11 protein-coding genes are annotated in these 13,185 nt (G+C 33.1%); 5 read left to right on the top strand and 6 right to left on the bottom strand.

Going from position 1 to position 13,185, the window contains the following annotated elements:
- Position 1: 1 nt before the first annotated feature.
- From ABD715_RS05595 to ABD715_RS05580, 4 genes are all read left to right on the top strand, one after another.
- Positions 2-613: an ExbD/TolR family protein gene (locus tag ABD715_RS05595; protein ID WP_344787130.1), complete on the top strand. Its 612-nt coding sequence runs from the start codon at positions 2-4 to the stop codon at positions 611-613.
- 24 nt (positions 614-637) lie between these two features.
- The gene (locus ABD715_RS05590) at positions 638-1,120 is read left to right on the top strand and encodes an ExbD/TolR family protein (protein ID WP_344787129.1); all 483 of its coding nucleotides are present in this window, start codon (positions 638-640) and stop codon (positions 1,118-1,120) included.
- Positions 1,121-1,236: 116 nt separating this feature from the next.
- Positions 1,237-1,938 carry a porin family protein gene (locus tag ABD715_RS05585; protein WP_344787127.1) on the top strand — a complete coding sequence of 234 codons (702 nt, stop codon included), beginning with the start codon at positions 1,237-1,239 and terminating at the stop codon, positions 1,936-1,938.
- A gap of 146 nt (positions 1,939-2,084) precedes the next feature.
- The gene (locus ABD715_RS05580) at positions 2,085-2,384 is read left to right on the top strand and encodes a hypothetical protein (RefSeq protein WP_344787126.1); all 300 of its coding nucleotides are present in this window, start codon (positions 2,085-2,087) and stop codon (positions 2,382-2,384) included.
- Here the strand turns inward: ABD715_RS05580 and ABD715_RS05575 are convergent.
- From ABD715_RS05575 to aspS, 6 genes are all read right to left on the bottom strand, one after another.
- Positions 2,379-2,987 (bottom strand): hypothetical protein, encoded by a 609-nt coding sequence (locus ABD715_RS05575; RefSeq protein WP_344787125.1) that lies wholly within the window; start codon positions 2,985-2,987, stop codon positions 2,379-2,381. The two genes, ABD715_RS05580 and ABD715_RS05575, sit on opposite strands and share 6 nt — an antisense overlap.
- Complete coding sequence (gene rpoN, locus ABD715_RS05570; RefSeq protein WP_344787124.1) at positions 2,987-4,447, bottom strand: RNA polymerase factor sigma-54; 1,461 nt, start codon at positions 4,445-4,447, stop codon at positions 2,987-2,989. Before rpoN ends, ABD715_RS05575 begins: the two co-directional genes overlap by 1 nt.
- 88 nt (positions 4,448-4,535) lie before the next feature.
- Positions 4,536-5,969: an asparagine--tRNA ligase gene (asnS, locus tag ABD715_RS05565; protein WP_344787123.1), complete on the bottom strand. Its 1,434-nt coding sequence runs from the start codon at positions 5,967-5,969 to the stop codon at positions 4,536-4,538.
- A 298-nt stretch (positions 5,970-6,267) separates the two neighbouring features.
- The gene (locus ABD715_RS05560) at positions 6,268-6,504 is read right to left on the bottom strand and encodes a hypothetical protein (protein ID WP_344787122.1); all 237 of its coding nucleotides are present in this window, start codon (positions 6,502-6,504) and stop codon (positions 6,268-6,270) included.
- A 4-nt stretch (positions 6,505-6,508) separates the two neighbouring features.
- A complete protein-coding gene (locus tag ABD715_RS05555; RefSeq protein ID WP_344787121.1) occupies positions 6,509-8,290 on the bottom strand; it encodes a chloride channel protein in 1,782 nt (593 codons plus the stop codon).
- Between the two features lie 62 nt (positions 8,291-8,352).
- The gene (gene aspS / locus ABD715_RS05550; RefSeq protein ID WP_344787120.1) at positions 8,353-10,107 is read right to left on the bottom strand and encodes an aspartate--tRNA ligase; all 1,755 of its coding nucleotides are present in this window, start codon (positions 10,105-10,107) and stop codon (positions 8,353-8,355) included.
- Between the two features lie 313 nt (positions 10,108-10,420).
- On the opposite strand from aspS, the gene ABD715_RS05545 reads away from it, so the two are divergent.
- The gene (locus ABD715_RS05545) at positions 10,421-13,099 is read left to right on the top strand and encodes a TonB-dependent receptor (RefSeq protein ID WP_344787119.1); all 2,679 of its coding nucleotides are present in this window, start codon (positions 10,421-10,423) and stop codon (positions 13,097-13,099) included.
- Positions 13,100-13,185: the final 86 nt, after the last annotated feature.

Below are 13,185 nucleotides of genomic sequence, written 5' to 3'. Positions count from 1 at the left end.
TATGGCAAAACGTGATGTACCAGAAGTAAATGCAGGTTCTATGGCCGATATTGCTTTCTTACTACTAATATTTTTCTTAGTTACTACAACTATACCGAAAGATACTGGTCTTAATCGTAAGCTACCGCCAATAGATGAGAGCGATGTAGAGCCGCCTGTTATTAAACAAAAAAACATCTTTACCGTTTTACTAAACGGTCAAGATCAATTGCTTGTAGAAGACGAAATTATGGAAGTTAAAGACTTAAGAGCAGCAGCTATTGAGTTTTTAGATAACGGAGGTGATGGAAGTTGTTCTTTTTGTAAAGGGAAGAGAGATGAAAAATCATCAGACAATCCAGACAAGGCAATTATTTCTTTAAAAAATGAGCGCGAAACATCTTATGCTGCATACATTGCAGTACAAAATGAATTAGTAGCAGCTTATAATGTGTTAAGAAATAGACGAGCATTAGAGGTAGGACCTAAGAAAGGGTTTCGTGATATGGATTTTATTACTATGCAAAACAACTACAAAGATGTTAAATGGTATGGTAATAAAACAAAACTGAAAGCGGTAATTGACGAAATTAAATTAGAAATTCCGCAAAAGCTTTCAGAAGTCGTAAATTAATTTAGAATTAAAACAATATAGATTATGTCTAAATTTAAAAAGAAAAAAGGTGGAGGTTTACCTCCTATTAACACTGCGGCATTACCAGATATTGTTTTTATGTTGTTATTCTTTTTCATGGTTGCTACCGAGATGAGAGAAGACACACTTAAAATAAAAAATGCGATGCCTGTGGCAGACCAGGTTGAAAAGCTAGACAAGAAAAACCCAGTTAGTTTTATCTATATGGGAACACCAAAGGATGAATTTCAAAAGAACTTTGGTACAGAAGCTAGAATTCAATTAAATGATAAGTTTGCAGATGTATCTGAAGTTATTGCATTTATTGGAGCCGAAAGAGCTGCTTTAAGAGAGGAATTAGTTCCTTTTTTAACAGTGTCTTTAAAGGTTGACAAAAAATCTAATATGGGTATTGTAGGAGATGTAAAGCAAGAGCTTAGAAAAGCGAATGCTTTAAAAATTAACTATGCTACCGGTACTGGTGATGCAACATCAAATATGAAGTAAACAATCTTAATTTGTTAAAATAAAAAAGGTATTCTATTTAGAATACCTTTTTTTATATCTGTAATTTAACAAGTTCAATTTATATTTGTATTACTACTAATAGTTAATAATTTAAAATGAAAAATTTTTTACTATTTCTATCCTTTATTTTTGTTTGCAATGTTGTTATTGCTCAAGATGAAGCTACAACTTCTGTAGAGATTGATTCTTTGTACAAAGAAGATCAATTTTACCTAGGCTTAACTTATAACTTGTTGGGTAATAAACCTAAAGATGTTAGTCAAAGTCAAATTTCTCTAGGGTTTCATTTTGGTTTTATTAAAGATATGCCAATAAACAAAAATAGAAATGTGTCTATTGGTGTTGGGGTTGGCTATTCTACAAACAATTTTAATAATAACTTATTTATTAATGAGAATGAAAACGGAACAAGTACTTATCAAGTTATAGATGATGACATTGGCAATTATTCAAAAAATAAATTGGCGCAACATTTAGTAGAAATACCTATAGAGTTTAGGTGGCGCACATCTACCCCAGAGCGTTATAAGTTTTGGCGTATTTATACAGGGTTTAAGCTAGGTTATTTACTTAGTAGCACAACTAAGTTTAATGGAGATTTTGGAGACTTTAAAAGCCGAAATAATAGCGATTTTAACGATTTTCAATATGGTCTTAGTTTAAGTGCAGGATATAATACTTGGAATATTTATATTTACTATGGTTTAAATGCCATTTTTAATAACAATGCAATGTTAAATAACAAACATATAGACATGAATGCTATTAAAATTGGATTAATGTTTTATATTCTTTAAAAGATAATTGTGAGAAATTTAACTTTAGTTTTTACAGGGTTTTTGCTAATTTTTCAAGTTGTAAAAACCATGAAGAAAATACTACACTTGAGAATTTTAATGGTGATAGAACTACATTCTCTAAAACCTTAGCCAATAAAATACTTATGGCACAAAAAGTTGGAGGTTCTTATAAGCTTTCTAGCACAGAAGCCCTGCCGGTAATGGTTAAGAGTTTAAGCGAAAATGTGCAAAAGCAATCTTATGCAAAAATTAAAGCATTATTTGGCGATTATAAAGGACTAGAATTTCATTCTATAAAAGAAATTGTTAAAGGTGAGACTTATGAAATATATAGGTTTAAAGGTGATTTTGAATTTAACTCTGAAACTGAAGTTAGAGTCGTTTTAAATAAAGAAGGCAAACTATCTGGTTTTTTTGTGAAACCTTGGAACAATAGTTTATAACCAATTAGGAATTAATATTAATTGAGGAATAAAACCAACAAAAAAGCCCATAATAAGTTCTTTATAGGTGTGAGCTTTTAAATGCAACCTCGATGTTGCAATTGCGCCGGTTAGCAAACATATTATGGCTATTACTTTTACAATATTAATGCTAAAATGTATACTTAGTGCGACAAAAAACATAAATATTCCAGAAATAGATACGAGATGTAAACTGGCTTTAAATTTTGCAAATGCTAATACTAAGCTTATAATAGTAGACATAAGTATACCTATAAAAAAATAATATAGCTCTATAAACTCGTTTTGAGGCAATACCCTTAATAAAATTAAAACTGTAATTACACCATTTAACGCTAAAGGAACAATGCGTTCGTTTGTTGTTTTAAGATAAATGGAACTTACTTTACCTAGTGTTTTTAATAAAAAAAATAATAGAATGGGTAATAATACGGTTAGTATAAAAAGCGATATTAGTTTAGCGTTAATAAGATTTTGGTCTACATATCGAGGTGTTTTATAAAAATAAAACATAACACCCAATAAAGGCATTATTAGGGGGTGAAACAGTACCGAAATACTTTTTAATATGCGATGCTCCATTAAATCTTTTTACGTAATCGAGCCACAGGTATATCTAACTGTTCTCTATATTTTGCTACAGTTCTTCTTGCGATAGGGTAGCCTTTTTCTTTTAAAATAGTAGCTAAATTTTCATCTGTAAGCGGTTTTTTCTTATTTTCTTCTTCAATAACGGTTTCTAAAATCTTTTTTATTTCTCTGGTAGATACATCTTCGCCTTGATCGTTTTTCATAGATTCAGAGAAAAACTCTTTAATCAATTTAGTGCCATAAGGCGTGTCTACATACTTGCTGTTTGCAACTCTAGAAACTGTTGATACATCCATAGATATTTCGTCTGCAATATCTTTAAGAATCATGGGCTTTAGCATACGCTCGTCTCCAGATAAAAAATATTCTTTTTGATAATGCATAATGGCGCTCATAGTAACAAACAATGTTTGTTGACGCTGTTTAATAGCCTCTATAAACCACTTTGCAGCGTCTAGTTTTTGTTTTATAAAAATAACAGCATCCTTTTGAGACTTAGATTTATCTTTCGTGTCTTTGTAGCCTTTAAGCATATTATTGTACTCTCTTGAGACATGAAGCTCTGGAGCATTCCTACCATTTAAAGTAAGTTCTAGTTGGCCATCAACTATTTTTATAGCAAAATCTGGTACAACGTGTTCTACAATTCTATTGTTACCAGCATAAGAGCCACCAGGCTTAGGGTTTAAGTGCTCAATCTCGTTAATGGCATCTTTAAGTTGCACTTCTGTAATATCGAATTTTTGAAGTAATTTTTTATAATGCTTTTTAGTAAATTGATCAAAGGCATTATCTATAATATTTGTTGCTAATTCGGTGTCTGCAGTTTTTTCTTTTCGATGTAGTTGTATGCTTAAACATTCTTGTAAACTTCTTGCACCAACACCTGCTGGGTCTAATTGATGTACTAATTTTAAAACATACTCTATTTTGTCTTCTGTGGTGTAAACGTTTTGAGTAAAAGCTAAATCGTCCATAATATCAGATAAAGACCTACGTATGTATCCGCTTTCATCTACACTACCAACTAAAAACTCTGCAATGTCTCGCTCTTCATCATCAAGTCTGTATGTGTTAAGTTGATTAACAAGAGATTGAGTAAATGATGTGCCAGCAGCGTATGGTATGGTTTTATCATCTTCGTCTGCACTGTAATTATTTACTTGCGTTCTGTAGTCTGGTATTTCGTCATCACTTAAATACTCGTCTACATTAATATCTTCAGCATTAATAGTTTCGTTATCTGCATAATCGTCTGTAGAATTATCTAAATCAGAATCAAGCTCGTTTTCTCCTTTTTCTTTTCCACCTTCTAATGCTGGATTTTCTTCAAGTTCTTGCTTTAAACGTTGCTCGAAAGCTTGCGTAGGCAACTGTATCAATTTCATTAATTGAATTTGTTGCGGAGACAGTTTTTGCGATAATTTAAATTGTAAATGTTGTTTAAGCATGTCTTGATTTAAGGTTGTTACTCAAAGATAGAAAAAGCAATTAGTTTACCAAAGTCGTACCAAAGTTGTATAAATATGTTTTTTTTTGTTAGAATTCAGCATTTTGAGGTGTTCTAGGAAACGGTATTACGTCTCTAATATTGCCCATTCCTGTTGCAAACATAACTAACCGTTCGAAGCCTAAACCAAAACCAGAATGTACTGCTGTGCCAAATTTACGTAGGTCTAAATACCACCAAAGGTCTTCTTCTGGTATGTTTAAGGCTGCCATTTTTTCTTTTAAAACATCTAAACGTTCTTCACGTTGTGCGCCACCAACAATTTCTCCAATACCAGGAAAAAGAATATCCATAGCGCGAACCGTTTTACCGTCTTCGTTTAAGCGCATATAAAATGCTTTAATGTTTGCAGGATAATCAAAAAGAATAACGGGGCATTTAAAGTGCTTTTCTACAAGAAAACGTTCGTGTTCGCTTTGTAAATCGGCACCCCATTCGTTAATTATGTATTTAAATTTTTTCTTTTTATTTGGTTTAGAATTACGAAGTATATCTATAGCTTCTGTATAGCTAACGCGTTTAAAATTGTTTTCTGTAACAAAATTTAATTTTTCAATTAAACTCATGTCACTACGTTCTGTTTGTGGTTTTGTTTTTTCTTCGTTTAGTAAGCGTGTGTTTAAAAACTCTAAGTCTTCTTTATTGTGTTCTAGAATGTAAGAGATAACAGATTTCATAAAATCTTCTGCCAAATCCATATTACCTGCCAAATCCATAAAAGCAACTTCGGGCTCTATCATCCAAAACTCTGCTAAGTGCCTAGATGTGTTCGAGTTTTCGGCTCTAAATGTTGGTCCAAAAGTGTATACTTTACCAAGTGACATGGCGTAAGTTTCTGCTTCTAATTGACCAGATACGGTAAGGTTGGTTTCTTTGCCAAAAAAATCTTGTGTGTAATCTATTTTGCCATCTTCCGTTAGTGGTGGGTTTTTAGCGTCTAGGCTAGAGACTTTAAACATTTCGCCTGCGCCTTCGGCATCGCTACCTGTAATAATAGGAGCGTGCATGTAATAAAAACCATTTTCGTTAAAGTATTTGTGTATGGCAAAAGATAACGCTGAGCGTAAACGCATAACTGCGCTAAATGTATTGGTACGCGTGCGTAAATGTGCATTTTCTCTTAAAAATTCGAAAGAGTGTTTTTTAGGCTGAATTGGGTATGTTTCTGGATTAGAATCGCCTAAAATTTTTAGACTTGTTACATTTATTTCGACGTTTTGTCCTTTTCCTAAACTTTTTACTAATTCGCCTTTTATATGTATTGCTGCTCCGGTTGTAATACGTTTTAAAATAGTTTCGTCTGTGTTTTCGAAATCGACAACACATTGAATGTTATTTATTGTTGAACCATCGTTTAAAGCAATAAATCTTTTTGCTCTAAAGGTGCGTACCCACCCTTTTATTTCTACATCGGTTAATGTAATTTCTTGTGATAATAACTGTGAAACAGTACGTGATTGCATATGTATTATAATTTATAATGTAAATATAATGGTTTCAATTTTTATAAATGAAACGTAGTTTGTTTTTTGAGCGCCTTAATGGTGTTTTGATGTATTAAGAACAGTTGAAGCTTTGTTAATTGTATGATGAAACTTGCGTAAGGGATTGATGCGGCATCCTTTTGTTTTATTGATGTTAGTTTATCTACTTGTTGGGAACTACTATTTTGTATAGTAACTAGCTTTTTTAGATTGAAAAACAAAAGATATAGCGCAAAGCCTGACATCGACCTTAGGAGGTGTTACGCCATAATAATTTTTATTTTTTTGTTCGTTTTTGGCTCGCTTTCATTTTATCTAAATTTTCTTTAGTAAGCATATAGTCTTGTACATTTTTGTCTTTCCAACGGTGGTAAGAGAATAGAGGGAATACTACAAAAAATAAACCGAGTACACCAAAACCAATTAGTTTTTGCGAGTAGTCTGTGTCTAGAAAATAGCCTGTAAGAATGCTTGCTATGGCTGCTATAAATAAAATAATTATAAGGTTTTTCATGGGGTTAATGAGATAGTATTATTAATTGACGCCTATAGGCCGATAATAATTTAGATTTTGATATATAACCGTAATATTTTCCGTTTTTTATTACGGGTAAGTTCCATGCACCGCTGGTTTTAAAGAGGTTCATTATGGTGTTCATGGAGTCGTCGTAATCTATAATTCCTCTATCGGCATGCATTAAACTTTCTACGTCTACTTTTTCGTAAAGTTCTGTGTTAAACATTATATGCCTTATGTCGTCAAGCCTTATAACACCTAAAAACTCTTGGTTTTCGTTTACTACAGGGAAATGGTTTCGCGAAGATTTTGATACAGCATCTTTTAATATGGCACCTAATTTCATGTCTGGAGTTAGTTTAATAAAGTTGGTTTCTATAACTTTATCTATATCCATGGCCATTAGTGCGTTTTGATCTTTATCGTGTGTTACAAGTTCTCCACGTTGTGCTAGTTTTAAGGTATAAATAGAGTGCGATACAAAATACTTAGTTATGGCAAAGGAGATGGCAGAAACAATCATTAAAGGAACAAATAGTTCGTAACCTCCGGTAATTTCGGCAATTAAAAAAATGGCTGTTAATGGGGCGTGTAGTACGCCTGCCATAAGCCCTGTCATGCCTATTAGCGTAAAATTAGACTCCGATACATGAAAATCTAAACCTATATTGTTAATGATTTTTGCAAAGGCATTACCTAGTGCACTGCCCATAACAAGTGTGGGTATAAAGACACCACCAACACCTCCTGCTCCAAAAGTTGTGGTCATGGCAATGGCTTTAAAAAAAGCGATGCCAATAAGTAGAGCAATTACTAGCCATATATTCGATAAATCTAAATTAAAAGGTGTTTCTCCTATGGCAGCTAAGTGGTCGCCTTTTAATAAATTGTTCATAATACCGTAACCTTCACCATATAATGGTGGAATGATGTAAAGCATAGTACCTATAGCTAAGCCTCCAATAACAAGGCGTAAAGCTCGGCTTTCGAATTGTTTAAAAAAATTAGTTATCGCAAAAAATACCTTTGAAAAATAGGCTGATGCTAAACCGGTTATAAGGCCTAGAATGGCATAAAAAAAGATGTCGTTAACTTGAAATTTATCGGTTAGTTCGAAACGTAATAATACATCGGTACCTAAAAACATATACGAAGTAACCACTGCCGATACCGAAGCTAGTAAAAGTGGTACTAAAGATGTAAAGGCTATGTCTAGGCTAAATATTTCTATGGCAAAAATTATGGCTGCAATAGGGGCTTTAAACATAGAAGCCATAGCGCCAGTTGCTGCGCAGCCAATAAGTAGCATTCTTGTTTTTGTGTTCATGTGAAATAGCCTTGCTGCGTTAGAGCCTAAAGCAGAGCCTACACTAACAGCAGGACCTTGCAACCCGACAGAGCCACCAAAGCCAACCGTTAGTGGTGCAGTTATTAATGCTGCGTAAATATTGTAACGAGGTATAATGCCACTAAGTTTAGAAATGGCATGAAGAGTAGACGATATACCGTGCCCAATATGTTTTTTTAGCCATATTTGTTTAATAACATAGACAAGAAAAAGACCAATAATTGGAAAAATAAAGTACAGCGAGTTTTTGTAATTGCTAAAAAAATCTATTTCGAAAAGTAGCCTAATGTAGTGTACTAAGTTTTTAAGGGTAACGGTACCTAATCCTGCTAAAAAACCAACTAGAATACTAAGGATGTATATAAATTGTCTTTCAGAAATATGCTTGTATTTCCAAATTAAAAATTTTCGTAAAAGACTTTTGTAGCTTAGCATGTTTAAGTGATGGCTGGTATAAAGCTAATAAAAAATCCTGCAATTTGCAGGATTTTGTAATGTTATGATTTTAAGTTTAATTTTAAGCTTAAATCGTTTAGTTGCTCTTCGTCTATTGCAGCAGGAGCATCTATCATGACATCTCGACCCGAATTATTTTTAGGGAATGCTATAAAATCTCTAATAGTTTCTTGTCCGCCTAAAATAGCAACCAGCCTATCTAGACCAAATGCTAAGCCCCCGTGTGGTGGCGCTCCGTATTGAAAGGCATCCATTAAAAAACCAAATTGAGCTTTAGCTTCTTCTTCTGTAAAGCCTAAGTGTTTAAACATTATGGCCTGTGTTTCTTTATCGTGTATACGAATAGAACCACCACCAATTTCGTTGCCATTTAATACTAAATCGTATGCATTAGCTTTTACCTCTCCAGGGTTTGTATCTAGTAATTTTAACTGCCCTGGTTTAGGAGATGTAAACGGATGATGCATAGCGTGATAATGCCCTGTTTCTTCATCTAATTCTAATAAAGGGAAATCTATAACCCATAAAGGTGCAAATACTTTAGGATCTCTTAAGCCTAAACGTTCTGCAAGCTCCATACGTAAAGCACTTAATTGCGCTCGTACTTTATTTTTATCTCCAGAAAGTACACACACTAAATCTCCTGGTTTTGCTCCTGTAATTTTTGCCCATTTAGCTAAATCGTCTTGATCGTAGAATTTATCTACAGAAGATTTAAATGATCCATCGTCATTACAACGCGAATAAATCATACCTAAAGCACCAACTTGAGGTCGTTTTACCCAGTTAATTAATTTGTCTATTTCTTTTCTTGTGTAACTGTTTCCTCCAGGCACAGCAATACCAACAACCAATTCTGCATTGTTAAAAACTGCAAAGTCTTTATGTTGTGTTACTTCGTTAAGTTCTCCAAATTCCATTCCAAAACGAATATCTGGCTTGTCGTTACCATATAAACGCATGGCATCGTCAAATAACATTCTAGGGAATTTATCAACCTCTACACCATTTACTTCTTTTAATAAATGACGCGTTAAACCTTCAAATATATTTAAAATGTCTTCCTGCTCTACAAATGCCATTTCGCAATCTATTTGCGTAAATTCTGGCTGCCTGTCGGCACGTAAATCTTCGTCTCTAAAACATTTTACAATTTGAAAATATTTATCCATACCACCAACCATAAGTAATTGCTTAAAGGTTTGAGGCGATTGCGGAAGCGCATAGAATTGACCCTCGTTCATTCTAGATGGTACAACAAAATCTCTTGCGCCTTCTGGTGTCGACTTTATTAAATATGGTGTTTCAACCTCAATAAAATCTTGTTTAGATAAATAGTTTCTAACTTCTTGAGAGACTTTAGATCTAAAAATTAAACTATTTTTTACAGGGTTACGACGAATATCTAAATAACGATATTTCATTCTTATATCTTCGCCACCATCAGTTTTATCTTCAATAGTAAATGGCGGAAGCAATGCTTCATTTAAAACGGTTAATTTAGAAACTAATATTTCTATTTCTCCTGTTTTAATATTAGGGTTTTTTGAGGCACGTTCTATAACAGTACCTTCAACTTGAATAACAAATTCGCGACCTAAGTTTTGAGCTTGTTCCATCATGTTTTTAGATGTGCGTTCTTCATCAAAAACAAGTTGGGTAATACCATATCGGTCGCGTAGATCTACCCAAACAATAAAACCTTTATCTCTTGATTTTTGAACCCAACCAGAAAGGGTTACTTCTGTGTTTATATGTGTAGCTCTTAACTCGCCACAATTATGACTTCTGTACATTGTTGTAAAATTGAACTGCAAATTTAACTAATTAGTACAGATGAATAATTTTTTGTTGCTTTTTTTTAATACATATAAATAATAAAGTCTGTTTATTTTGATTTGTAGGGTATTACGGTATTATTGGTGGTGTTTGATGTTTGGTTTGGCATTTTCGTATTTTTTTAACTGTAAAAATGTTAATTTGTAAAGTTTGGAGTTTATTTTTTGATAAAAAACTACGTTTTAGTAATAATCTTTAGTGTTAATTTTTGTTAAAAACATGATAATATGTATATATTAGCATTAACTAATTCAAAATTACTTAAAAATTATGACTAAAATTTTACATTTAAAATTATTAATGTTTTTGATGTTCTTAGGGGTGTCAAGTATCATAGAAGCTCAAGAAGTTTCTGGAACTGTTACCGACGATTCTGGCCCATTGCCAGGTGTGTCTGTTATTGTAAAAGGCACTAGCACTGGTACAACTACAGATTTTGATGGTAATTATAGTGTAAGCGCCAGTAGCGGATCTACATTAGTGTTTTCTTATGTAGGTTACGACTCGCAAGAAATTGTTGTTTCTGGTAATAAAGTAAATGTTACAATGAAAGCAGGTGTTGCTTTAGATGCAGTTGTACTTACAGGAAATAGAGCTAAACCTAGAACAATTTTAGATTCTCCAGTGCCAATTGATAATATTGGATTAGAAGAAATGCAAAAAACAGGGCAGCCAACTGTAGATAAAATGTTAACTTATAAAGTGCCTTCTTTTAACTCGACTACTCAATCAATATCTGATGCTACAGCGCATTTTGATCCAGCAGATTTAAGAGGCTTGGGCCCAAGTAGAACTTTGGTTTTAGTAAATGGAAAACGTAAAAACCAAAGTGCATTAGTTTACATTAACGATACACCTGGAAAAGGAGAGGTTGGTGTAGATTTAAAAAGTATTCCTGCAGCAGCTATAGAGCGTGTAGAAGTTTTAAGAGATGGAGCTTCTGCTCAATACGGATCTGATGCGATTGCAGGGGTAATTAATATGGTTTTAAAGAAAAATGTAAAATATACATCTGTAAATGTGAAATCTGGTATTACTACTGAAGGAGACGGATTTAACTACGGAATAGATTTAAACACAGGTTTAACTGGAGAGAACGGTGGTTATTTAAATATTACTGCTGGTTATTACGAACAAGAAAAAACTAATAGACCTGGAAGTCCTGGGAGCGATGTTTTATTTGGTGTAGCTGCAGACGATCCAACTTGGGGAAGTTGGTTAGCTGAAAATCCAGAATTAGGAATGAATGTTGGTCAGCCAGAATTAAAAAAGCTTGATTTATTTTTTAATGCTGGAATTCCTTTTAAAAATAATTCTGGTGAGTTTTATACTTTTGGTGGTGTAACTACTAGACAAGGAAAAAGTTTTGCCTTATACAGAGCACCTTATTGGGTTGGAGACCCTCATAATTTATTACACGAAGCAGGAACAGATTACCAAGGATTTCAGCCTACTTTTGAAACCGATGTTTTAGATAACAACTTAACAGCAGGTGTAAAATGGAAAATGTTAAATTTTGATGTAGACTTAAGCGGAACTTACGGAAGAAATAGAATAGATTATGAAGTAAACAACACTTTAAATATTGATTTAGGAGCTAATAGCCCTACCGAGTTTAACGTAGGAGGTTATACATTTAGTAATACTTTAGCAAATTTAGATTTTTCTAGAAGTTTAGGACAAGTAAATATTGCTTTTGGAGCAGAGGTTAAAAATGAAAATTTTTCAGCAAGAGCAGGTGATCCTGCATCTTATTTTAATCCTACAGGAAATGGTGGAGCTCAATCTTTTCCTGGTTTACAGCCATCTAATGCTGTACGCGCCGATAGAAATAACTATGGTGTTTATGGAGATTTAGAGTGGGAGCCAACTGAGGAGTTATTAATTGGAGGTGCCATTCGTTATGAGGATTTTAGTGATTTTGGAGATAATGTATCATGGAAGGTAAGTGGTCGTTACTCTTTAGGAGATAAAGGAGCTATAAGAGCTTCTTACAGTACCGGTTTTAGAGCGCCATCTTTACACCAAATATATTTAAGTAATGTGCAAACATTAGTGTCTGGTGGGTCTATTTCTAACCAAGGAACGTTTAATAATGTAGATCCTATAATTAGAGAAGATTTAGGGGTGCCACAATTAACAGCTGAAACATCGCAAAACTTATCGGCTGGTATTACTTATAAAATTAAACCAAACTTATCGGTATCTGCTGATTTCTATAATGTAAAAGTAGACGATCGTGTTTTATTTACAGGTGAAATAGGAACTGATGGAGATGATTCTACAACAAATCCTGTGGAACAAGTGTTGTTAGATAATTCTATTACAACATTAAAATTCTTTGTTAATGCTGTAAATACAAATACTTCTGGGGTAGATTTAGTTGTTAATTATACTAATATAGGTCTTGGTGATGGTATGTTAAATGCTACATTAGCAGCAAACTTTAATGAGACTACAATAGAAGGAGAGATTGATACACCAGAATTATTGGCTCAAAATGGGTACGATATATTTAATAGAAAAGAGCAATCTAGAATTACATCATCTAGGCCAAAATCTAAAGTATTATTAGGTTTAGATTACGATTTAAATAAGTGGAACTTTATTTTAAATAACACCTATTTTGGAGAGGTTAGCTGGCAACATGCTAATAATGGATTAAATGGTGCCGATTTAGGAAATGGACCATTGCCTACAGATGATGCAGATTTCGATCAAACTTTTGCAGGTAAGGTAATTACCGATTTAATTATTGGTTACGAGTTTAATCAAAAACTTTCTGGTACTATTTCTGTAAACAACTTACTTGATGTTTACCCTGACGAAATTGATACCAAAGGTGATTTTGTTACAGATCTTGGGGGTCGTTTTAGATACCCATGGGAAGTAAACCAATTTGGATTTAATGGTACGGTTATAAATGCAAGTTTAGCATTTAAGTTTTAAGTATTTATCATACATAATATTTAATTTAAAACCCCATAATTTAGTTTTTTTGCTAAATTGTGGGGTTTCTTCTTTTTAATAAATTC

The sequence above is a fragment of the Postechiella marina genome (assembly GCF_039538365.1).
GTDB lineage: Bacteria > Bacteroidota > Bacteroidia > Flavobacteriales > Flavobacteriaceae > Postechiella > Postechiella marina.
The sequence above is the reverse complement of the archived record's forward strand: the minus strand, read 5'-3'. Positions and strand labels throughout refer to the sequence as shown.